Here is a 23,085-nt window from a genome sequence, read left to right as displayed (position 1 = left end):
TTTTTACGTACTAATATCAAATAGTATATTTCATAACAAAGATCATGCAAAGGACCGTCTAGCTATTTCTCTCGACCAGCACCTCCATCAACTCAAGTGCATGTTTATGCAATACAAGATGCTTATTATGAGATTTAACCTGATCTATAGCATCCATTAAATCTAAAGATAATATTTTTTGTGACAATAGAACAGCAAAAATCATACTCCTGCTGTAACCCATTGTACAATGTATAATCATATTTTCACCTCGCTTCAATTGTTGATAACTGATTACGAGCGCTGCCAATATCCTTTCGGCATCCGACAATTTAATTGCTGCTATATCCAACAATGGAAACGAATGATAGTTTTTCTCTAAATGTAGAATAGGTATTTCTTCCAATTCAGCAGCCAGATCAAAAACAACCAGATGCTTATTCAGACCAAGCACACGGAGATCTCCTGCAGTCATCCTCGGCCCCACATAACAACCTGGTAAAATTTCAAATAAAGGCGGATTATTGCTGCGTCTGACAAAACGCCACAGCAGCCAATATATGCATTGATATGGACAATAAAACCATTTTTTAAATCCAGGTATCCAACCTTTTTCATTTTTTAAAAACCTTGGATTATTGATAACATAATTCCTTCCTACCGCAATGCAGACCAGGGATGGCCAACACAGAAGATATAATCCAAAAGCATGAGCTCCGCCCCACAATACCAGTAACAATAAACTCCAGCCAATGGCATAGTAAACGTTACCAATTCTTTGGTTTCTACGACAAATCTCCGTTTCGAGGTCTAATTTCGTCTTTTCGTATAAATTTGCCTTTTCGGTACCAGCCAAAAAGGGAAAATTCCCAGCCTTTAACATAGATAATGCACTGTCATGAAGCAGTCCCGATGGAGATGGGAATAGCACGAATCCCATATGAACCAAAATCAATGCGGTCAGCACATCCACCAGATGGTGCTGATAAACGGTGAGTGTAGCAATCCCCGTGAGCAGCAGCCAAATTCTCACAGCCTCTTTTTTCCATCCTTTTAGCTGCCTACCGAGCACCGACCAAAACAGACATGCATAGGCCACATGCAACGAAGGTGCTTGATTAAATGGGGAATCGTACTTCCCTAAAAAGGCGAAGAAAAATTCAAAAACTGGATACTCAACGCTAGGCCTATCAAAAGAAAATCGCAAGGGAAAAATAAAAAAACAACAAATAGAGAAGATGGTAATGAAACTGAAACGCTTCGTATAGACCCAAAGCTCTTCTCGACTTCGACAACAGAAAGGAACCACAGCGAAGAACAAACCACTGCTCATGTAGGGTATAATCATCCAAGAAACGAACGGCATAAAGTGTTCAAAAGGAAACACAAACGAAGATACAGTAGTCTGATTTGCAGCATGGACCGCAGCAGCAGAATAAGTCAACTGGAAAAATAGCGCACAATAAAGGAAAACAGCAAATTGCAGTCCCCTATTTTTCAGTCGTTTTTCATCCATTTGGCCTTCCTTGACATAATTTTATTCAATACGATATTTGGAAGTAGTCCCAGCGATGCCATTAACCACTTCATACGCTTCGGAAACACTACTTGCTTCTTCTTCTGGTCGATAGCTGCTATTATACGCTGTGCAGCGTCGTCTACGGGTATTAAAAATGGTTTTTTAGACAAATCTTGCTTATTGAGCGCTCTCAGTTTATCCGTATCAACATAGCCCGGGGCGATAACCGTAACCGCAATTCCATACGGCTGTAGTGCCCTCCGATATGCATCAGCCACTTGGATTGCAGCACGCTTGGTCTTACTATATAGGCTTGAATTGGGAAAATGAAGCGTTCCCGATACCGATGCGACGATTGCAATCTGTCCTTCCGATTGACCCTGCATAACCATTCTTGCCGCTTCAAAACAATTTATCGTACCCATCATATTCACCTGTAGCATGGCAACCGCCTCCTGATAACTTATCTGTTGAGCAACGTCATCTGCGTAACTCCCGGTACAATTGATAAAGAGGTCCAAAGATGAATGTGCACAAAATGTGCTGACCGTACCCTGCAGACTGTTTAATTGACATACGTCTACTTCAAAACTTTTAAGGCTATGCGTCCAGGAATATGCTGACATTTTCGTTAGATCACGTCCACATACCGCTACCTCTGCTCCTTGATCAAGATAACGCTTGGCCAAAGCAAGGCCTATTCCACTTGTACCACCGGCAATAAATACTTTCATTTCAATGAATTTAATGTCACCTCATAGCCATAGTTCCATTGCGCTTCCATCGCTTCAGCAAATTCTTCCGGATCTCTCGGGAAAGAAAGCGTAACTTCAAATTTACGCCAATCAATTCCTTTTTTACAGTATTTCCCAGCTAATTGTTTCGCGGCATCCTGTGTATCTATCCAATGTGCATACGGAAAATGTTGTTCCAAATCTGCTAACCGTTTATTTCCACTAAAGCCCAATACTGCCCGTACCAACGCTTCTTCTTGTGGTTTGTAAGGTTGTTTTCGCTCACATATAATGTTTTCAGCAAGCACATTTGCTAGCTCCATTGGAACGAGATCAATTGCTCCACCAGCGTAATGAGTATTATTGGAACATACAGGTTCAATATAAAACATATCGGACATTGAAATACGGGCCGCCTGTAGCACAGAAAATTCAGCGCTCAAATGAACTTCTTCAGCCACTGCACTGTGCACATAATTCTCATCCGCAATGCCTATTGCCTCAACAGGCACATTGGCCAATACATCCTTAGTTCCCATCAGCATTTTTTGATAGAGTTTCCGATCTCCACGCCGCTGCCCTACTTCAGACGGGCTGAACAGCATTTTAGCGCCGACCACCAGTGCCGGTATTGCTGCCGAGAATGGTCTAACCAAGGTAGGCAATAGTAAGGAAAGATCCTGTTCCATATCTACGAGATAGCGACTAAAGACATCCTCGATAAAGGGCGCCCGTTTTTTGTTCAGCTGTTTTTTCAAAACATACACGCCCAGCTTCCCCAAACGACGCTGTTCAGTGAGCCGATGATGCAAGAAAAATCGATAAAGTTCTTCAGATTGTAGATAGCACTTGCGGGCTTCATGTGTAGCAAAGGCCTGTATAACAGCGACTGCCATTGAACCTCCGCAGCTCGCTATAAGCAGATCTGGTTTTAAGCCCAGCTCATCTAACGCAGCGTACATGCCCAGATATAGACTGAACCGCGTTCCACCCCCTGAAAATAAAACAGCACGTTGATAAGCCATCACATTGAAATTTTAATTAACCTTCTCTCTACTACATTCGTCAAATTTTATTAATTCCCCAACAACAGGATAATCAGAGCATAAAACAGTGGCGCATTGAAGATCAGACTATCGATACGGTCCAATAAGCCACCATGCCCGGGAATCAATGTTCCAGTATCTTTCACTCCTGCCTTCCTTTTCAGATAGGAAAAAAGAACATCTCCCCAGAATCCCAAAATACCGAAGAACAAACCGAACAACGAAAAGTATAGAAAATTCTGAAAAGGCAGTAGGAAATACCCCAATAAATTACTCAGTATAATTGTTAAGCCGATACCGCCCACACATCCAGCAATTGTCTTATTTGGGCTAATACGCGGAACGATTTTACGTTTGCCAAAAAACTTGCCCATCAGGTATTGAAAGACGTCATTCAGTTCCGTTAACACAACAATATATCCGATTAATTTTAGTCCTAGGAACGCGATGCCATCCATTTTAATGGATCGGATAAAAGCTAAATGGCTAAAGGCAAGCAAACAAGCTACGGCGCCAAAAAACAGTCCAAATACAGTTCCCTTCTTAACCTTTAAACCATATTTGAAAAATAAAGCAGTCCCTAAACACATGAAGCTGGCCAACACTAAATATTCTTGATAGGAACAAAAGTACAGAAGCAACGCTTGCAACAATGCCATGGAAAGAAATACAAATGGATTCGCCTTCCATTCAGGGATAAACATACGCGCAAACTCGCACATCCCTTGAAAGGTTATCCAGGCAACAAACAAAGGTGATAATGTTGGTGGGACGAAAGCAACCGCCAGCACCAAGACAATATAACCCCAGCTTCTAACACGAACAGGAACATCTGCAAACTTGCCATTGGCATCAGCCATGCGCCAAAGCCTTTCTCAATCGAGTTACCGAACTCAAAAGTAAGAGTAAGCACAAAACGCCAAAAATATAGCCCGAAATAGCAACGATAGAAATATGCAATAATGCTAAAATTCCATATACGCCCAACAGCAAAGCACGATCACTTTTGCCCATCGGCCCATCGTAACGACGATCATTGGCAATTACCTTCCCTATCAATCCACAAAATTCATTCACAACACTCAAGACAATAAAAGCGACGATTGGATACACGCTTTCCGGATGAAACTTCAACAAAGGAAAAAATAGCACGACATCCGAAACAATATCTCCGACTTCGTTCAAAACCTCTCCGGTCTTGCTTGTCTGATTAAAAAGCCTCGCCATCATACCGTCTAAGGCATTCAAGGCCATGCGTAATAACAATCCGATTGGCAGGACCAAAAAGAAAATCGGGAAACGATCAGCATACCAAAAAAACAAAGCAATGATCAACGAGAATACGATCGATCCAATTGTAATTTGATTGGCCGTTATCTTCCTTTGATGCAAAAAGTTCAAGATCGGCATCAGCAACTGCTGAAATTTTGGTTTCAATTTATAAACAGAAATCATATAGCGCTAGCTGTAACTTATTTTTTATTTTTTTAAAAAAAAATTTGCATAGTGTAATAAATACACTATATTTGTGTCATCATAATTTAGGTTTATAATTGGTTATTTAAGGTTTTCATTCTCCCCGTTTGGAAACCTTTTTTTTGCCCTAAATTACGGATTACCATCTTCCGCCTGCACCACCGCCACCAGAAGATCCGCCACCAAAACTACCACCACCGCCACTACTACTCGATCCTCCGCCAGAGCTACTCGATGTTGAGCGCACTTTAACTGGAGTTGAATGTTCACCATGGGATACCCGATGGCCACAGTTCTTGCATAAGTCAAAGCGTTCTTCCAATCCCTGCGAACTATACGTTGCTGCACGTATCGTCTTGGTACGCCCGGTCTCAAAAGTTCTGTAATGACATGCAGGACAATCACTGAACCCAACATTTTCATCCCAGGGAACCAGCTTTGTTTCATTGGTCGTCTGATCTATCCATATTTCGTACGAACGGCTACCGATTTTTTCCTCCAAAAGCTGCCCCTTATCCAGGTATGCACTTTCTCGGGTAGACACATCATCCTTATTCATGCGCAACCAACGTCCAGATTGATCTGGAGGAGCCAATCGAAGTTGATTCTTCCGAATGCGTTTATTTAATCCAATGAGATCAAATAGCGCCAATGGACTAAGCAATAGCGGAACTAAGCCCCAAACACGAAATTTGCGCAAAGCTTTTTGTATATTTTCTTCGTCCTGATAAGAATTGACAATCTGCGTACGACTTGCATTATACTTCATCGCCAAGGTGATACTACCGAAAACACCAATAAAATAAGGTAAATTTTTCCACTGATAGACCTCCTCAAAATTATTGAGGGCAAATGCACAGATAAACACCGAGATAAACATTACTATCCCCATACAGCCGCATCCGCTGACTAAAGGCGGGAAATATTTACTTTTTTTGGTCAACTTCCCTTTGATCGCTCGGGTCACCTCACCCAACCAGATATAACAGATTGCAAACAAACCTAAAACCAACAGTGAATTTCGCAGGATTGGACTTTTAAAGCTCCAGACAGGTGTTGCCTCTGGCATTAAGCGTTCCAGCTCGGCTTTACTATCCGGTGAGGTGAGAATGGTCTTTATAAATTCTGAAGCCTCCATAACACCCCGGTCGTAATCCTCATTCCTAAAATTAGGTACGAGATATTTTTCGCCAATGCGCTTTAAATAAGCGTCGGGCAAAATACTTTCCATACCATACCCAGTGATAAAACGGTATTCATGGCGGTCTTTAGCAATAAACAACAAAAGCCCATTGTTACTTTCCTTCTTACCGATCCCCCAGGCATTGAATAATTTTAAAGCAAATTCGAAATCACTGTCGCCAACGTAATCGTTCACCACAACGATGGCAAATTCACTTTTTGTAGTAGCCTCAATCTGCGTTGATAAACCATCTAATTCCGCCACTGTACCCGAAGATAGAATCTCATCGGGATTGGACACAAAATAATCCTGCCCCTTTATTTTTGGACTGGGCAAATTGTCTACTGTATAAGCAATTGATTGTCCAAAAGACGGTAACCCAGATAGGCAGCTTACCAACAGGATTGAGCAAAGTATATAAAATCGGTGTAATCTCCACATAATTTTAGAACAACAAAAATTTAGTTCATTGTCACGATATTAAGAAAAAAAAATCAAACAAAGGTTTCCTTCAAAAAAAAGCCCATAATCAACCGATTATGGGCCTGTATAATTCAATATTCGTTTGAGCTATTACTATACATCCTTACGATTACTTCATATCATCATTTTGTTGAGCTACCGTGACAGTACACGATCGTGTTATGTTGTTTATAAAGAAGCAATGCTTAGAAAGGCAAGATTATTAACTAAAGCTGTATGACAATAGGAAACTTTCCCATTCGCTGTCAATGACCAAGCCAATGTAAAATCAAGACGCCAATCAATCCAACAACAGAAACGAGCGTTTCCATCACCGTCCATGAGCGAAACGTATCCTTCATGCTCACTCCAAAATAAGATTTAAACATCCAAAACCCAGGATCGTTGACGTGTGAGAACATAAGACTACCCGCTCCCGTCGCTAGCACCATTAATTCAGGAGTAACCTTTCCTGCCTGCACAATGGGAAGCATAATGCCCGCTGCCGTGAGCCCAGCAACACTAGCCGAACCGATAACTAGGCGAATGATACCGGCTATTAACCATGCAAGTACAAGAGGCGACAAGCTCAGGTCTGCGGTTATGTCAGCGATGTAGTTCGCTACACCACTGTCTACCAAAATTTGCTTAAAGGCGCCTGATGCCGCAATGATAAAAAGGATCATCATTATCCCGCGGATTGCTTCCTCCACACTTTCTGATTGCTCCCGCAAACTTTTACCTTGGCGGATACCCATTGTGTACATCGCCATTAGCGATGCAATCATTAAAGCCACAACCGGGTCACCCAAGAAACGTAGTGCCTTCAGCCAAGAGGAGCCTTCTTGAAATATTAGATGTGAAAATGAACCAAAAGCAATTAAAATTATTGGAAAAAGCCCCGTAAATATGCTAATTGCAAATCCGGGAAGCTCTTTCCTATCCGCTTGATTGTGTTCAGGAAAAAACTCGGTCGGTGGGTTGGTCGGAATATGCTTAAGCATCCTTCCAAAGAGCGGTCCACCGATAATGATGGCAGGAATTGCCACAATAATCCCATAGACCATTGTTAAACCGATATCCGCCTTGTAGGTAAGCGCTATGGCCGTAGCTCCCGGATGTGGTGGCAAATAACCATGTGTCACGGACAGCGCTGCCAGCAACGGAATGGCTATGTAAAGCAAAGGCATTTTATTGGAAACACATACCATGAAAACGAATGGTACTAAGACGATAAAACCGACATTGTAAAATAAGGGAATTCCTACTAAAAAGCCCGTGAGAACCATTGCCCAAGGTAAGTTCTTTTTGCCAAATACAGCCGTTAGTACCGTTGTAATCTTTTCTGCAGCACCACCCTCCGCCATCAATTTTCCCAGTAAAGACCCGAAAGCCAACAATAGTGCCAACTGGCCCATAGTGGTACTCACTCCGTTTTCAACAGATTTAAGGATGTCGACGGCACTCATATTCATAGCAAAACCGACCGCAACAGAGGTTATCAGTAATGAAAAGATCGTGTTTAACCTGACGACGGTAACTAAAAGAAGTAGTAAAGCTACTCCCAAAATAACGATGATTAGAGGCATAATAATTTATATTTAGTTAAAACTCACCTTCCAATATATGGTACAGGCGTTCAAATTTCCGGAAGTTTTTAATATATACAGCGTGATTCTCCGCACTCGGTTTATAATAGTGCTCGGTCTCTTGCGCTCCTTCCGCTTGTTTGTTTTTTATAGTAGGCTCACATCCCTGAATACCCAAGGCTTCCAAGCCTATCAATGCTGCTCCCCATGCAGAGCTTTCTACTGTATTTTTGGTGAATACAGGTTTATTGAAAATGTCTGCAAGCATCTGCACGAACAACGATGACCGCGCCAAGCCGCCGCTTGCAAAGATCGTATGAATGGGACCGCTGTTCTCCTCTAACGCGATTCCTACACTGTAAATTGCAAACAACATCCCTTCCATCATGGCACGTGCAAAGTGCGCCCTGCCATGATGCAACTGTATTCCAAAATAAACACCTTTGGCATTGGAATTCCAATGTGGTGCCCGTTCACCAGTTAAATAGGGCAAGAATATCAAGCCCTCTGCCCCCGGAACGACGGAGTCGATCAAAGCATCTAACGACGCCGAAAGATCTCCATCTGCCTCCATTTGGGTATATTCGTTCAAAAAGTTGTCTCGAAACCAGTTGCGTAATACACCGCCATTATTAACCGCACCACCGATTATATATTCATTTGATCTCAGTAGGTAGGTAAATAGTCTTTGTTTTTTTTCTTGATTTGCCTGCGAGCTTGCTACGCGAATAGCTCCACTGGTACCTACAGTTACCGAAGCCACTCCAGGACGTATAGCTCCTACTCCGAGATTAGCCAAACAACCATCGCTACCACCTATAACAAAAGGGGTATCTTCAGGGATATGCATCAAGGCCGCAATTTCTCGGCTAGGCATATTTAAAATATAATTGACCGGAACTGGAGATGCTAGCTGTTCTTCCGATATGCCCGCCAAGCTTAACGCCTGATCAGACCATCTTAGGTGATGTATGTCGAAAAGCCCTGTTGCAGATGCAATGGAATGATCGACCACATACACGCCAAAGAGCCGGTAAAAAAGAAATTCTTTGATACCGATAAACTTGTACGATTGAGCAAATAATTTTTGATCATTGGCCCCTATCCACATTAATTTGCAAAGCAAAGACATGGGATGTATTGGTGTACCCGTCTGCTGATAAAGCAACCTGCCCGCCTCACTTGCCTCCAAGGCAACCGCAATATGCTCACTTCTGCGATCTGCCCATATAATGCAATTGCTAAGTGGCTGTCCTGCCGAGTCAACAGCGATCAGTCCGTGCATAGCACTGCTAACCGAAATACATACAGGTTTCGGTATCTCCCCACTAGATTGCCTTAAGCTAATCATGACATGCATAATAGAATCAATACATGCGCCATAAACAATCTCCGGATCTTGCTCATACCACCCTTCCAACGGGTTTATTATAGGATAAGGTATACTATGCTGGGATAAGATGTTACCTGCGTGGTCAAATGCAACAGCTTTCGCAGATGATGTCCCAATGTCTAATCCAATGATCATAAATAAAATTGATGTTTAGGAAAGTTCAATATACGGAATATCTGTTAGCTTACAACAAAAGGCTCAATACTAGCGAAGTAATTGGAGCGAGAAAATCGCCGCATACCGATCTGCTGATAATTGTCTTTCGTAGTATCAACATAAATGGTAAATTTCAACTTAGAAAAACGGTATTAAACGATGAGTATAGATAAAAAGAATAACTACGATTTTGGAATAGTTGGACTCGGCGTAATGGTATTGATCGGGAAGATATCTTTCACACACTTTGGGATTAAGGCAAAAAAACTTGAAGGCTCGATTAATATTCTTTTAAAACACAAAAAAGCGGCTTTTATATAAAAAGCCGCTTTTTATAACTGAACCCCTATCGGGTTTACACGACGTTTATCTAGATGCTAACGTTCAATATCTTTCAAGCTACTCATCTTCTTGTATTCCAAGAAACCTTTAATATCTTCAAAATGCTCCCGTACACGTTTATTTCCGAATTCAAAGACTTTCTCGGCCAAACCATCCAAAAAGTCACGGTCGTGCGAAACAAGGATCAATGTACCATCGAAATCTTTTAAAGCATCTTTGATAATGTCCTTTGTCTTCATATCCAAATGGTTTGTCGGCTCATCGAGAATCAATACATTGACCGGTTCCAACAACAATTTTATCATCGCCAAACGCGTTCTCTCCCCTCCAGATAATACTTTCACCTTTTTAGTTGTATCATCGCCGCTAAACATGAAAGCCCCCAAAAGATCTTTCATTTTAACACGTACATCGCCTACTGCGATTTGATCAATGGTATCAAAAACAGTCATTTCACCGTCAAGTAAGGCTGCCTGATTCTGTGCGAAATAGCCAATTTTTGCATTGTGTCCAACTTTTAACGTACCTTCGAAATCGATCTCACCCATAATTGCTTTGATCATGGTAGATTTACCCTCACCGTTCTTTCCGACAAAAGCAACCTTTTCACCACGTTCGATAACCATATTTGCTTTTTGAAACACAACATGTTCATCATAAGCTTTGGTTAGATCCTCAACAATAACAGGATATTGACCCGAACGCGGAGATGGTGGGAACTTAAGACGCAATGCGGAAGTATCCACTTCGTCAATCTCAATGATTTCCAATTTCTCCAACATCTTTACACGTGATTGTACCTGCAATGTTTTAGAATAGGTTCCTCTGAAACGATCAATAAACTCCTGATTGTCCGCAATAAAGCGTTGTTGCTCTTCATATGCTTTAAGCTGATGCTGGCGACGCTCCTGACGTAATTCCAGGTAATGACTATACTTGGCACGATAATCATAAATCCGTCCCATCGTCACCTCAATGGTCCTATTGGTGATATTGTCGACAAATGCCCTATCGTGCGAAATAACGATAACTGCTTTAGCCGAATTGACCAAGAAATCTTCCAGCCATTGAATACTCTCGATATCCATGTGGTTGGTTGGCTCATCCAATAAAATCAAATCCGGCTTCTTCAATAATATTTTAGCTAATTCGATACGCATCCGCCAACCACCCGAAAACTCAGAAGTCTGTCTTGTAAAATCAGAACGCTCAAAACCGAGTCCCTTCAAGACCTTTTCAACTTCTGCATCATAATTAACTTCCTCAATTGAATAGAACTTTTCGCTTAATTCGGATACACGTTCGATCAATTGCATATAATCATCAGACTCATAGTCTGTACGGATATTTAATTGCTCATTCAGGTTTTCCAACTCATCACGCATACCATAGACTTCTTCGAAAGCCTTTGACGTTTCCTCAAAAACAGTCACGTTATCCTCTGTTAGCAAATGTTGCGGTAAATAGGCTATAATGGCATCTTTCGGCCCTGCAACATTACCAGTAGTAGGTTTACCCACTCCAGCGATAATTTTCAATAAAGTCGATTTACCGGCACCATTTTTACCCATCAATGCGATCTTATCATTCTCATTGATGGAGAAGGATACATCTGAAAAAAGAGTTGTTCCCCCAAAGGAAACAGAAATATTATTTACGTCAATCACTGTATATACACTTAATTTTGGCACAAAGATAAGCGAATCAATCTTATAAATAGACAATGGTGCATTTTTGTGTATCTTTGCCCCATGCGTTTTGATATTATTACGGTCTTACCTGACCTCTTGGAAAGTCCATTTGCACACTCTATTTTGCAACGAGCAAAGAACAAAGGCTTGGCTGAAATATATGTCCATAATTTAAGAGACTATTCAACAAATAAACACAAAAGTGTCGATGATTATCCGTACGGGGGCGGATCGGGCATGGTCCTTCAAATAGAACCCTTTGCCAAGTGTATTGAGCAATTGCAGTCTGAACGGGAATACGATGAGATCATTTATATGACTCCCGATGGTGAAACATTCAATCAGGATATTGCGAACGGATTATCGACAAAAGGAAATATGATGATTCTCTGTGGGCATTACAAGGGAATAGATCAACGTATCCGTGATATTTATGTAACAAAGGAGATTTCTGTAGGTGATTATGTATTGTCTGGAGGTGAACTTCCAGCGGCGATTGTTACAGATGCTGTGATCCGTCTGATTCCCGGAGTTTTGTCGGATGAAACATCCGCGCTTTCAGATTCTTTTCAGGATGGATTACTTGATGCTCCTATCTATACACGCCCTGCAGACTGGAAAGGCCACAAAGTGCCTGATATTCTCCTTAGTGGTCATGAGGCAAAAATCGCTGCATGGAAAGATGAACAACAGTTAAAAAGAACACAAGAAAGACGTCCTGATTTATTAAATGATTAAGAAATAAGGTGAATTTTTGTTTTTTTGTCACAAAAAGTTTGCTTATTTATTTTTTTTTATAAATTTGTGTAATAATGACACGAAGATATACAAATACAAATTGGTGGTGGCCTGAAGCAATAAGCATCGGGAACTAATTGGTATTGTCATAATATTTCATAATCAACCAAAACCATTTATGGAAATTCCAACCCCGATGCTGACCAGTATCGGGGTTTTTTTATACATAATTTACAACAAGAAGATAAGACACAAAAAATGAAGTATACATTCAAAACACAAACCAGAAAGTTGCTTGCGGATACAACTACCCCCGTGAGCATCTATCTTCGTCTAAGAGATATCTTTCCAAACTCCTTGTTACTGGAAAGCTCCGACTACCATAGTCGCGACAACAACATAAGTTATATCTGTTGTCAACCAATCGCCGGAATCCAGCTCGATGAGAAAGAGCTGACGCTCACTTATCCGGGTAGAGAACGTATCGTAAAAAGTGCACACGAAATCGAATTACGTCAAGAAGTTTCCGATTTTAGAAATTCGTTCGAAGATCATACAATTGCTGAACTTAACTTGATCTCCAATGGACTATTTGGTTACTTCACCTTCGATTGTATTGAACACTTTGAGGACATCAAACTAACAACAACGTCAGATCCAGCACGGAAAATACCGTTTATGCAATATCATGTTTACAAATATGTCATTGCCATCGACCACTTCCGTAATCAACTCTATATTTTTGAACATCTGCTGGATGACGAAGAATCAGAACTTGAAAGAATGCAGTTCCTTATTCAGAACAAAAACTTCCCTGAATATACCTTCAAACTAGCTGGTGAGGAAAGCTCCAATCGTACCGATGAAGAACACCGTCAGCTGGTCAAGAAGATGAAAGAGCATATCCAACGTGGCGATGTATTCCAGATTGTTCCATCCAGAGGCTTTAAGACACCATTCTCTGGTGATGAATTCAATGTCTATCGTGCACTCCGCTCCATCAACCCATCACCTTATCTTTTCTATTTTGACTACGGTGACTTTAAGCTTTTCGGATCTTCGCCTGAGGCTCAACTGCGTATTCACGGAAAACAAGCGACGATTTTCCCTATTGCAGGAACATTTAAACGGACAGGCAACATGGAAGAGGATCAAAAAATAGCCACCAAACTCAAAGAAGATCCAAAAGAGACTTCAGAACATGTTATGCTCGTAGATCTTGCCCGCAATGACTTAAGTAGACATTGTACCCAAGTTAAAGTTGAGTCCTACATGGAACCACAATATTACTCCCATATTATCCACTTGGTCTCTAAAGTAACGGGCACATTAAAAGATAATATCAATCCATTTGACATCGTAGGCGATACGTATCCAGCGGGTACACTTTCAGGTGCTCCAAAACATATGGCGTTGACACTGATTGATCGTTACGAAGGATTACAACGCTCATTTTATTCTGGTGCAATTGGATTCATGGGTTTTAACGGCGACTTTAATCATGCCATTATGATTCGTTCCTTCCTAAGTAAACAAAACACCCTACACTATCAGGCCGGCGGTGGTATTGTACTAGATTCAGATCCTGAAATGGAGCTACAAGAAGTAAATAACAAAATTGCTGCGCTACGAAAAGCATTACAATTAGCAGAAACATTATGATCAGACCATTGGAATACTGTGTCAACAAGCAACATATCCATGATTCGGTAGACACTATTGACAACCGCATCGTTGAGCTATTGGCATTACGAAAAACCTATATCGGTAAAGGTAAGGCCTTCAAGGATGAGCAAAACGAAGAGCAGCATATTATTCGGAACCTGGGCAGTAAATATGGAGTGCTGGCAAAAAGATTTAATTTGCCAACCGAATTTATTCAATCTATATTTCAGGAAATTGAAAATTATATTAATCAAGATTTTATAGTAAAAGGTTATGAGCAACAATAAAATAGTCGTTATAGACAACTACGATTCGTTCACCTACAACTTGGTCCATTTGTTACAGGAATTAGATCAAGAGTATGTTGTATGGAGAAATGATAAATTCAAACTGGAAGATATTGATGCTTTCGATAAAATACTTCTTTCGCCCGGACCAGGCATTCCGGAAGAAGCTGGATTATTGCTTGATGTTATCCGTACCTACGCTCCACATAAAAGTATATTGGGCATTTGTTTGGGCCAACAGGCGATCGCAGAGGTTTTTGGTGGTACGCTATTCAATATGGAAAAACCTTTGCATGGCGTAGCAACAAATATTACCGTTGTTGATGAGTCAGAAAAATTGTTTCGCGACTTCCCAAAAGATTCCAAAATAGGACGCTATCATTCTTGGGCCGTAAACAAAGACACCTTACCGGCTAGCCTCAAGGTAACGGCGATCGACGAGAATGGCATCATTATGGCCTTAACCCATACTGAATACGATGTAAGGGGAATGCAGTTCCACCCAGAGTCGGTGTTGACCACAAGTGGTAAGAAATTAATTGAAAACTGGTTGGGAATCTAACATCTAGAAAAATGACTATACTTGATAAAATCATTGAACGAAAAAAAATAGAAGTAGAACAGGCAAAAGCTTTAGTTCCTTTGGAGGAATTATTAAACTATCCCTATTTCAATGTGGCTTGTCTATCGTTGAGAGAATCTATTCTTGATCCTGAAAAAACAGGAATTATAGCTGAATACAAAAGAGCATCGCCATCAAAAGGAGACATCAATAGCACTTCAGCAGTGGAAGATGTTGTAAAGGCATACGAGGAGGCTGGTGCTTCTGCAGTGTCTGTTCTGACGGATGGGGAATTTTTCAAAGGCAATTTAGAAGATCTATCGAAAGCACGTGAGGCTATTAGCATTCCTATCTTAAGAAAAGAATTCATCGTAGATAAGTATCAGATCGCCGAAGCAAAAGCGTATGGCGCAGACATCATCCTTTTAATTGCGGCATGCCTGAAAAAGGAAGAAGTTCAGGAATTTGCAGCCTATGCACATCAATTGGGCTTAAATGTCTTACTTGAGGTGCATAACGAACAGGAACTGTTGGATAATCTTTTTGATGACATTGACGCAATCGGTGTTAATAATAGAAATCTGAAAGATTTTTCAGTCGACATTCAGCATTCCTATGATCTCCTAGACAAAATACCAACAGAATATATTAAAGTATCTGAGAGCGGCATAGCTGATCCTTCGACAATTAAAGCCTTAAAAAAAGCTGGATTCCAAGGTTTTCTAATCGGTGAAAATTTCATGAAGACAGCCGATCCTGGACAAGCCATCAAAGACTTTGTAAAAGAAATATAGAAAGTTATTTAAAATCGATCTAAATAAGGTTATATTTGCCAAGGTATAAGCTAAGGTCAGTGTATTTTGGAAACGGATTTTTTTATTATAGATCGAGAGAGTTTTGAGCAAATATATCTTCGCCATTGGGAAGGTATGTTTGCTTTCTGTCTTAGTAATATCCAAGATGAAGAGCATGCAAAAGAAATCGTTCAAGATGTTTTCAAATCACTTTGGGAAAGACGGAATGAACTTCGACTGAAAGAAGTTGAACGTTATCTGATCCGCTCGGTAAAACTCAAAGCTTTTGAATACATTCGCAATAAGGTCGCCCGTCAGCAGCACCTAAACAATATTTCAAACATCACCGAATCCCACTATACGGATAATACGTTGATTGCCGAGGAACTCGCAAATAAAATCTCTCGTCTGGTCAATACACTGCCTAACCAATGTCGAAAAGTATTTCGGATGAGCAGGGAACAGGGACTTACCAACAAACAAATCGCTCAGGAACTGGTGATCTCTGAAAGAGCTGTAGAATACCATATTTCGCGGGCGCTTAAAACTTTAAAAACAGAATTAACAGAATATATATCGTAAGTTGATCCATAAAAAAAGAAATCTCGTATTTTTGTTAGCAAGTTGAATATACGGATGAACATAGACCAGAAGTTAATAGAGAAATATCATTTAGGCCAATGCTCGCCAACAGAAAGACTGCTGGTAGAACAATGGTTGCTGGATGACACCTTCGAAACTAAGCCATTGCCTATTTCTACAGCTCAAAAAAACAAATTAGAAAGTGATATCTGGGCCGATATCAACACCTATATTGAAAAATCAGAAACCCCAGTACAAATCAGGAGCAAAAAATACCCACTTAAATATGTTGGTATTGCAGCCTCCCTCCTAGTCCTGCTTGGCTTTGGGTTCCATCAGTTCAATAACATGCAGGAGAAGACTGATGCTACATTCGACAACAGAACGAATGCTAGTCTAAAATATATCAATCAGGATAATTATAAAATAGTCTTAGGCAAGAATGCAACTGCTCAGATCAATACCGATACCGGGGAAATCAAAACGACAGGAAATATGCTCTTTATACCCAAAAAGAACATTGCATTCAGCCTTTCGGGAGATAAAAAGAAAGAATTAAAAACCGGTGAGACCTATTTTGTATTGCAACCACAAAAAAACGGAAATCAGGTTATCATTGCCAAATCCGAACTGACTTTCCTTGCACCAACATTACAGCACGAACTTAAATTACAATTTAACATCATTTAATCGTTCCCAATTCCCCCATCCTATATGACCATGCTAACAAGCCGTCTTATCTTATTCTTACCGCTCTTGCTTCTTAGCTTTACGATAAGTTGCCGATCAGAACATGCTGAGAGAAACTTAGCTGGAAAATATAGCTTCTATACCATGGATAAGGATTTAGGAAACACCATCATCACGACCAACAGCATTGATAGCGGAAAATTGACGATTCGACAAAGTGGAGTTGATATCCCAACACAAGAGTTCGATCGTAGTATCATTGTTAAAAATGGTAGATTTTATTTCCTCAGAGAAGGGAAATTTAGAAAATATACACTTGAAAAAACAGGCCTAAAAGAAATTGCTCAGTTGTCTATGCCTGACCAACATATTGAAAATATCAATTGGCTCAACAATGACACCTTGCTCCTTTTCACATCAGACAACAAAACTAACCGTCGCTTATGGTACACGAAGATCGCTGTCAATGCGTTTAACATCATTCAGCAACAAGAGGTAATCTTACCTTCCGCAGCACCCAATTTCAATATTATTTCCATCGGCTTTAGTACCATACACCAGCAACAACTACTCGTTGGATATACCTTCAATAAAATTATCAATGAAACAGACTTCACCACAATAGATACCCTCTATGTAGCAACATTCGATAAAACGACATTACATTTAAAGGGAATTCAAAAAGATACCCGATCCACTTATCCCGGAGGGATAAATACGGTACAATCCTATAGTTTCAATGATGAAGAAGGAAACTATTATTTTATGGCTTGTCCAGGTATAGCTTTAGGAAACATTCCCTCAAAGCCAACTGCAATCTTTAAAATTGGTCAGAAATCAACTCAAATTGACCCGAATTATTTCTTTGATTTAACAGCACAGACTCATAACCACGCTTATGGTATGTGGTATTTGGGAAACCATCAAGCAATTGTACGGAGCGAACGTAAAGATCGCTATACCGATTTCAGTGACCACCACTCTACTTATCAATTTGAATATTTTCTTGTTGACCTCAGTACCAAAACCACACGCAAACTCAACCTACCCTTTGACAAAGGTACCCGTAAAGAATCTGTACTTGTTGAAAATGGTAAAGCATATATCACCATTGATGATAACTCAGACAAGCATCAGGTTTGGATCTATGATATCAAATCAGGTCAAATTACCCCAGGGCTTCAATTAGACCAAGAGACCGATTTCATTGTAAGAATCGACCGACTAAATTAATTCCACCTGTAAAACAGATCATTACAAAAATTATCCTTTTTTTTCACCTTAGGACCTTCGGTAAATTTAGAGTTACGCAACTACTTTGTGTGTAATTAATCTAAATAAAACAATGTCCAAATTTAAAGTGATATGGTTACTATTATTTTTAACCCTATCTTTTCCCTCGTTTTCTCAGCAACTTGCTCAAATCGAAGGTAGCATCAAAAATAGCGCAAAGGAACCGATTGAAGGCGCTACAATTTTACAAAAAGGCACCAAGAAAGGCGCACAAGCAAATAGAACCGGTACATTTATACTAAAACATGTACCCTTTGGAAATCATGAATTTATTATTTCAGCACTCGGCTATAAAACTTTAACGCTGAAACTCGAAGTCAATAAATCAACCGAAATTCTAAAAGAGATCACATTAAGTACAGAAAGCAATTCATTGGATGAAGTACAAGTTGAAGGAAAAACTGTCAGCAAAAAGATCAAAGAATCTGGTTTCAACGTTAATGTAATCGAAACCAAACAGTATGCCAATACCAATTCCGATATCAATCAAATACTCAATCGAAGTACAGGCGTAAAGATTCGAGAACAAGGCGGCTTAGGTTCCCGATATTCCTTTTCGCTAAATGGCTTATCTGGCAATAACATTAAATTTTTCATCGACGGGGTACCAATCGAGTCTTTCGGTAGTGGCATGAGTCTTAATAATATGCCGGTCAACATCGCTGAGCGCATCGAGGTGTATAAAGGTGTGGTGCCGGCGCACCTAGGATCAGATGCTTTGGGTGGAGCGATCAACATCGTCACCAATCGTGATTATAAAAAATCTTTAGACGTCAGTTATAGTATTGGTTCGTTTAATACACACCGTGCTGCGATGAGCGCCGGTTATAAACATCCAAAAAATGGCTTGATGATCAATTTGAATAGTTATTACAATTACTCAAATAATAACTATCTCATGAGAACCAATCCGAAAGCAGGTGTATACCTAAAGGCACCTATGCCTCCGAAAAATGAATTATTTGACACCCTTCAATCCGCAAGACGTTTTCATGATGACTATCGCTCATTTATGACACAGGTTGAAGTGGGTATAAGTAATAAAAAATGTGCCGATATCGCTGTCTTAGGGTTGACTTATAATGACGTGTATGACCAACAACAAACCGCAGCGACACAAGAACGTGTGCTAGGGCATGTATTCAGTAAAAGTCATACGTTTACACCAAGCTTGCGCTATAGAAAAGACAAGTTTCTTTTTGAGAATCTATCAGCGACAGTATATGCAAATTATTCACGCGGCGAAAATATTATTACCGACACGAGCTCGAGGACATATTACTTTTGGAACGGTATAGCGACAGAATATAGTCCTAATGCAGGGGAGCTGAATAGCTACAAATCCATCACCCATCAAAAGATTAACAACAGCTTTTCGCAGGCAAATTTAAATTACAAGCTATCGGCATCGCACCTTTTCAATTTCAACTATAATTTAAACACCAATAAACGCGAAAATTATAATGAAATAGATCCTTACAATGATTTTTATAATATAACAAATCAGATCTATAGAACGACTATTGGGCTCAATTATCAACAGATTCTTTGGAAAGAGCGACTAAATAATTCATTTTTCATCAAAGAGTATGGCTTATCCGGCAAAACCAACACAGCTGGTAAAACCTCCAAAAATTACGTTGGTTATGGCGCTGTGACGAACATTAAATTAGATGCGACTTACGGCATAAAACTATCGTATGAACATGCCTATCAGCTACCAACTTTTACAGAGCTCTTTGGAGATGGTTTAAACGTGATAGCTAATGAAAAATTAAATCCTGCAAATAGCGACAACTATAACCTGAATTTCTACTATGGAACAACCTTTGGAAACCACTATCTAAATGTTGACGCTTCTACCTATTATAGGAATGTTAAGGACTATATCATTCAGAAATCTTACGATACCCCGCAGGGGCAAAAACAACTAGCGGATAACGAAGGTGGCGTGAAGGTCAATGGTCTTGATTTCGAAGTTAAATATGGGTACAAATCCAATTTCATGGCCGTATTAAACATGAGCTATTATAATGCAGTCGATCGCGAAAAGTATGATAAAAATAATAGAGAAAAGATAACCTACAAAAATCGTACACCCAATGAACCTTGGCTATTTGGAAACTTAGACATCAGTTATGGCCGAAATAACCTTTTTAGCGCCAAAGACAATCGTATACAGCTAAATTATTACTTGCAGTTTGTCAATAACTATTCGTTAAGCTGGTCCAAATTAGCGGAAAAATCAACAAAAGATTATATTCCAGCCCAATGGCTACACAATATTGCCGCTACCTATTCTTTCAAGAACAATACTTATAACATCACCGTCGAGGGGAAAAACATGACTGATCAAATTGCTTACGATATTTTCAAACAACAGCGTCCCGGTCGTTCTGTCTATCTAAAATTGCGGTACCTCATCCGCTCTTCACATTAAAAATTATTTAATACTATAATATCATGTTAAAATCAATTACAAAAAACGTTAGTTTAATTGCTTTGGCAGGCATTTCGTTAATAGGCTGTAGCAAGTCCACGCCTGACAACAGTACGCCAACAAATCCAACGGAAGAAGTTGGTGGAAATTTTGCGATAAAGTTCAGTACAGACAATGGCTCATTTATGCTTCCTGTAAAGGATCTCATGTCGGGTACGATTTCTCCAGTAGGCGCCGGTACTGATGTGACAAGTATGTTCCCTTGGGAAGAGAATGTAATTCAAAAAGGTAAATATTTCTACTCGATTGATCCAAATGCAGCGCAGTTCGGAAAATATAGCTTTGAAAATGGTGTATTAAAGGCTATTAAAGTCATTCCTTTCACCAAATTAACCACTTTATATATAGGATGGCATAGTTGGCTTGATGACGATCGCTTGGCCGTCGGTCCACGCAATAGCAACGAATACGCTGTAATCAACACAAATACGATGCTTGTAGAGGCAAGTGGTACAATAACATCAGATACCGATATCCCGAAAGACCATAATATGCGGATTTATGCTTTTCTTCCTCAAGGGAATAAAATTGTCTTAGGTTATTGCTTATATAACAATATAACAAAAGTAAGCTACGACGTTACGTATACAGGTTCGGTTGACTATCCATCGTTTAAGAACTTTAAAAAAACAGGTGAAGACAACCGTTCAGCACCTGTCGGTCCAGTTAGAAACGGCTATTTCCATAAATTCAAGGAAAATGGTTATACATATTTGCAAACGTATACAATGCCTGCATTAGGTGGGGGCAAAAACTTACCTACTGGATTCTACCGAATTAAAGATGGAGATGACAAGCTTGATCCAAATTACTTCTTCAATATCAGTCAATATCAAGGCGGAGATAACCAGCTAGGTGTTTCTTACCTGGGTAACGGTAAAGCTTTACTGATCAGTGCACATGACACAAACAATAACGTTAAAGAATGGAACGATTGGTGGTATGCTGCTATGTGGGAATACTTGATCGTTGACGTAAACTCGCAAAAAGTAGTTAAAAAATTAGACTTTCCATTGGTCAGCAATTCCCGTTCGGCAGTTGTCATCAATGGGAATGCATACATAGCGGTAAATGATCCAAAAGCAGAGGCCATCTACATTTGGGAGTATAACCCAACAACTGACAAATTAACAAAAGGCGCCAAAATACTTGGTGGTGACGCAGATACACCAATGCTCTATAATTTAGATTAATCTCTTATTAAACCGGGGCGGCCTATTGTCGCCCCTTCGATTACATACGATCCATTATCATTATTAAATTATGTTCAGTAAAATCAACGCCTGGCTGCATCTTTGGTTAGGGCTTGCCGCCGGTATTCCCGTTATTATCTTAGCAATCACAGGTTGTGTACTCGTCTTTGAACATGACATCAAAGAATTGACTACAAATTACATTCACATCGAACCCAGGAGTGCCGAAGAACAACTTCCTCCTTCCGCCATTTACAAAGCTGTAAACCATATTCTTCCTGATAAAAAAATCGCAAGTTCCTGGTATAATGGATTAGACAAATCCGTCAAAGTGAGTTTGGACCATTCCGATAATCTAGTGTACGTAAATCCCTACACCGCAGAAATCCTCGCCATTGTAGATCATGAAGATTTCTTTCATTTCATGGATGAAGGGCATCGTCACCTTTGGATGCCCGTAAAAATAGGGCGACAGGTAGTCGGCTGGAGTACATTCATCTTTTTTATATTGTTGATCACTGGGCTTATACTTTGGTGGCCAAAAAAATGGAACAAGAGATCCAGAGAACAAAGCTTTTCAATCAAATGGAAAGCGAAATTTAAAAGAGTGAATTACGACCTTCACAATGTGCTCGGTTTCTATTCACTAACAATAGCGCTGATTATGTGTTTTACTGGACTCATTATGAGCTTTCCATGGATCCGAAGTGCAGTGGTCTCGTTGACTGGAGGGTATCCCAGTAAACCTAAGATAGAGAAATCAACTAAAGAAGAACAGATTGAACAACCTTTAAACGATGCTTTAGTTGTTGCTGATCAGATTTGGTATAAGGTACGTCATGAATATGCCAAGTATAACAAAGAGGCTGTCATTGTACATTATCCTGAACCGGAAGACAAAACAGTGTATGCTTGTACCGATATGGAAGGTGGTACCTGGCGCGATCTCAATTTCGACCGATATACACTTGAGCTAGCTGGCAGAAAACAAGGTCCTATTGATGAAGCAAATACCACAGAATGGTTGATGCGATCCAACTATGCACTTCATACGGGTTTTATTGGAGGAATGACAACAAAAATCATCTACTTCGTGGCCTCATTGATCTGCGCGACCCTGCCTATCACAGGATGCTATATCTGGTGGGGCAAGAAAAGAAAAACGGTAAAAAAAACAAAACGTACACAGCTAGTAGCTCCTTAAATTTTAG

The 23,085-nt window shown here is 40.0% G+C and carries 21 protein-coding genes; 12 read left to right on the top strand and 9 right to left on the bottom strand.

Annotation, left to right across the window (positions count from 1 at the left end; genetic code table 11):
* Nucleotides 1-58: 58 nt before the first annotated feature.
* The 8 genes from BGP15_RS20155 to BGP15_RS20120 all read right to left on the bottom strand — a co-directional run bounded on the left by BGP15_RS20155 (nt 59) and on the right by BGP15_RS20120 (nt 9,516).
* Complete coding sequence (locus BGP15_RS20155) at nt 59-1,495, bottom strand: phosphatase PAP2 family protein (RefSeq protein ID WP_286770628.1); 1,437 nt, start codon at nt 1,493-1,495, stop codon at nt 59-61.
* Nucleotides 1,477-2,232, bottom strand: coding sequence for an SDR family NAD(P)-dependent oxidoreductase (locus BGP15_RS20150; RefSeq protein ID WP_286770627.1), 756 nt, complete (start codon nt 2,230-2,232; stop codon nt 1,477-1,479). The genes BGP15_RS20155 and BGP15_RS20150 overlap by 19 nt, the downstream gene beginning before the upstream one ends.
* Entirely contained in the window at nt 2,229-3,257 is a 1,029-nt protein-coding gene (locus BGP15_RS20145) for a patatin-like phospholipase family protein (protein ID WP_286770626.1), read from the bottom strand. Before BGP15_RS20145 ends, BGP15_RS20150 begins: the two co-directional genes overlap by 4 nt.
* 50 nt (nt 3,258-3,307) lie before the next feature.
* Nucleotides 3,308-4,138 (bottom strand): phosphatidate cytidylyltransferase, encoded by an 831-nt coding sequence (locus BGP15_RS20140; protein WP_115047000.1) that lies wholly within the window; start codon nt 4,136-4,138, stop codon nt 3,308-3,310.
* Nucleotides 4,131-4,715 carry a CDP-alcohol phosphatidyltransferase family protein gene (locus BGP15_RS20135; protein WP_204990926.1) on the bottom strand — a complete coding sequence of 195 codons (585 nt, stop codon included), beginning with the start codon at nt 4,713-4,715 and terminating at the stop codon, nt 4,131-4,133. Before BGP15_RS20135 ends, BGP15_RS20140 begins: the two co-directional genes overlap by 8 nt.
* Before the next feature lie 178 nt (nt 4,716-4,893).
* Complete coding sequence (locus BGP15_RS20130; protein ID WP_286770625.1) at nt 4,894-6,378, bottom strand: TPM domain-containing protein; 1,485 nt, start codon at nt 6,376-6,378, stop codon at nt 4,894-4,896.
* Between the two features lie 287 nt (nt 6,379-6,665).
* Nucleotides 6,666-7,988, bottom strand: a complete 1,323-nt coding sequence (locus BGP15_RS20125; protein WP_286770624.1) for a gluconate:H+ symporter — start codon at nt 7,986-7,988, stop codon at nt 6,666-6,668.
* A gap of 16 nt (nt 7,989-8,004) precedes the next feature.
* Entirely contained in the window at nt 8,005-9,516 is a 1,512-nt protein-coding gene (locus tag BGP15_RS20120; RefSeq protein ID WP_286770623.1) for a gluconokinase, read from the bottom strand.
* A 180-nt stretch (nt 9,517-9,696) separates the two neighbouring features.
* Between BGP15_RS20120 and BGP15_RS20115 the strand changes: the two genes are divergently transcribed.
* Nucleotides 9,697-9,858 (top strand): hypothetical protein, encoded by a 162-nt coding sequence (locus tag BGP15_RS20115; RefSeq protein WP_286770622.1) that lies wholly within the window; start codon nt 9,697-9,699, stop codon nt 9,856-9,858.
* Between the two features lie 56 nt (nt 9,859-9,914).
* On the opposite strand, the gene BGP15_RS20110 is transcribed toward BGP15_RS20115, so the two are convergent.
* Entirely contained in the window at nt 9,915-11,546 is a 1,632-nt protein-coding gene (locus BGP15_RS20110) for an ABC-F family ATP-binding cassette domain-containing protein (RefSeq protein ID WP_046674822.1), read from the bottom strand.
* Between the two features lie 84 nt (nt 11,547-11,630).
* On the opposite strand from BGP15_RS20110, the gene trmD reads away from it, so the two are divergent.
* From trmD to BGP15_RS20055, 11 genes are all read left to right on the top strand, one after another.
* Complete coding sequence (gene trmD / locus BGP15_RS20105) at nt 11,631-12,308, top strand: tRNA (guanosine(37)-N1)-methyltransferase TrmD (RefSeq protein WP_046674821.1); 678 nt, start codon at nt 11,631-11,633, stop codon at nt 12,306-12,308.
* Nucleotides 12,309-12,566: 258 nt separating this feature from the next.
* Entirely contained in the window at nt 12,567-13,970 is a 1,404-nt protein-coding gene (locus BGP15_RS20100; protein WP_286770621.1) for an anthranilate synthase component I family protein, read from the top strand.
* Nucleotides 13,967-14,260: a chorismate mutase gene (locus BGP15_RS20095; RefSeq protein WP_286770620.1), complete on the top strand. Its 294-nt coding sequence runs from the start codon at nt 13,967-13,969 to the stop codon at nt 14,258-14,260. The genes BGP15_RS20100 and BGP15_RS20095 overlap by 4 nt, the downstream gene beginning before the upstream one ends.
* Nucleotides 14,247-14,822: an anthranilate synthase component II gene (locus tag BGP15_RS20090; protein ID WP_286770619.1), complete on the top strand. Its 576-nt coding sequence runs from the start codon at nt 14,247-14,249 to the stop codon at nt 14,820-14,822. The genes BGP15_RS20095 and BGP15_RS20090 overlap by 14 nt, the downstream gene beginning before the upstream one ends.
* 11 nt (nt 14,823-14,833) lie before the next feature.
* Complete coding sequence (gene trpC, locus BGP15_RS20085) at nt 14,834-15,616, top strand: indole-3-glycerol phosphate synthase TrpC (RefSeq protein ID WP_286770618.1); 783 nt, start codon at nt 14,834-14,836, stop codon at nt 15,614-15,616.
* Between the two features lie 66 nt (nt 15,617-15,682).
* A complete protein-coding gene (locus BGP15_RS20080; RefSeq protein ID WP_286754789.1) occupies nt 15,683-16,198 on the top strand; it encodes an RNA polymerase sigma-70 factor in 516 nt (171 codons plus the stop codon).
* Nucleotides 16,199-16,252: 54 nt separating this feature from the next.
* A complete protein-coding gene (locus BGP15_RS20075; RefSeq protein WP_286754788.1) occupies nt 16,253-16,888 on the top strand; it encodes a hypothetical protein in 636 nt (211 codons plus the stop codon).
* A gap of 144 nt (nt 16,889-17,032) precedes the next feature.
* The gene (locus BGP15_RS20070) at nt 17,033-18,121 is read left to right on the top strand and encodes a DUF4374 domain-containing protein (protein ID WP_286754787.1); all 1,089 of its coding nucleotides are present in this window, start codon (nt 17,033-17,035) and stop codon (nt 18,119-18,121) included.
* A 112-nt stretch (nt 18,122-18,233) separates the two neighbouring features.
* Nucleotides 18,234-20,621, top strand: a complete 2,388-nt coding sequence (locus tag BGP15_RS20065) for a TonB-dependent receptor (protein WP_286770617.1) — start codon at nt 18,234-18,236, stop codon at nt 20,619-20,621.
* 23 nt (nt 20,622-20,644) lie between these two features.
* Complete coding sequence (locus BGP15_RS20060; RefSeq protein ID WP_286770616.1) at nt 20,645-21,874, top strand: DUF4374 domain-containing protein; 1,230 nt, start codon at nt 20,645-20,647, stop codon at nt 21,872-21,874.
* Between the two features lie 70 nt (nt 21,875-21,944).
* The gene (locus BGP15_RS20055; protein WP_286770615.1) at nt 21,945-23,078 is read left to right on the top strand and encodes a PepSY-associated TM helix domain-containing protein; all 1,134 of its coding nucleotides are present in this window, start codon (nt 21,945-21,947) and stop codon (nt 23,076-23,078) included.
* Nucleotides 23,079-23,085: the final 7 nt, after the last annotated feature.

Source organism: Sphingobacterium sp. 40-24, assembly GCF_001899705.1.
GTDB classification, from domain to species: Bacteria; Bacteroidota; Bacteroidia; order Sphingobacteriales; family Sphingobacteriaceae; genus Sphingobacterium; species Sphingobacterium multivorum.
The sequence above is the reverse complement of the archived record's forward strand: the minus strand, read 5'-3'. Positions and strand labels throughout refer to the sequence as shown.

Bases quoted from the DNA above. Each gene is read 5' to 3' on its own strand.
- BGP15_RS20130 (WP_286770625.1), bottom strand. From the start codon at position 6,378: ATGTGGAGATTACACCGATTTTATATACTTTGCTCAATCCTGTTGGTA.
- BGP15_RS20090 (WP_286770619.1), top strand. From the start codon at position 14,247: ATGAGCAACAATAAAATAGTCGTTATAGACAACTACGATTCGTTCACC.
- BGP15_RS20070 (WP_286754787.1), top strand. From the start codon at position 17,033: ATGGATAAGGATTTAGGAAACACCATCATCACGACCAACAGCATTGAT.
- BGP15_RS20155 (WP_286770628.1), bottom strand. From the start codon at position 1,495: ATGGATGAAAAACGACTGAAAAATAGGGGACTGCAATTTGCTGTTTTC.
- trpC (WP_286770618.1), top strand. From the start codon at position 14,834: ATGACTATACTTGATAAAATCATTGAACGAAAAAAAATAGAAGTAGAA.
- trmD (WP_046674821.1), top strand. From the start codon at position 11,631: ATGCGTTTTGATATTATTACGGTCTTACCTGACCTCTTGGAAAGTCCA.
- BGP15_RS20120 (WP_286770623.1), bottom strand. From the start codon at position 9,516: ATGATCATTGGATTAGACATTGGGACATCATCTGCGAAAGCTGTTGCA.
- BGP15_RS20150 (WP_286770627.1), bottom strand. From the start codon at position 2,232: ATGAAAGTATTTATTGCCGGTGGTACAAGTGGAATAGGCCTTGCTTTG.
- BGP15_RS20140 (WP_115047000.1), bottom strand. From the start codon at position 4,138: ATGGCTGATGCCAATGGCAAGTTTGCAGATGTTCCTGTTCGTGTTAGA.
- BGP15_RS20075 (WP_286754788.1), top strand. From the start codon at position 16,253: ATGAACATAGACCAGAAGTTAATAGAGAAATATCATTTAGGCCAATGC.
- BGP15_RS20115 (WP_286770622.1), top strand. From the start codon at position 9,697: ATGAGTATAGATAAAAAGAATAACTACGATTTTGGAATAGTTGGACTC.
- BGP15_RS20125 (WP_286770624.1), bottom strand. From the start codon at position 7,988: ATGCCTCTAATCATCGTTATTTTGGGAGTAGCTTTACTACTTCTTTTA.
- BGP15_RS20145 (WP_286770626.1), bottom strand. From the start codon at position 3,257: ATGGCTTATCAACGTGCTGTTTTATTTTCAGGGGGTGGAACGCGGTTC.
- BGP15_RS20060 (WP_286770616.1), top strand. From the start codon at position 20,645: ATGTTAAAATCAATTACAAAAAACGTTAGTTTAATTGCTTTGGCAGGC.
- BGP15_RS20065 (WP_286770617.1), top strand. From the start codon at position 18,234: ATGTCCAAATTTAAAGTGATATGGTTACTATTATTTTTAACCCTATCT.
- BGP15_RS20100 (WP_286770621.1), top strand. From the start codon at position 12,567: ATGAAGTATACATTCAAAACACAAACCAGAAAGTTGCTTGCGGATACA.
- BGP15_RS20055 (WP_286770615.1), top strand. From the start codon at position 21,945: ATGTTCAGTAAAATCAACGCCTGGCTGCATCTTTGGTTAGGGCTTGCC.
- BGP15_RS20095 (WP_286770620.1), top strand. From the start codon at position 13,967: ATGATCAGACCATTGGAATACTGTGTCAACAAGCAACATATCCATGAT.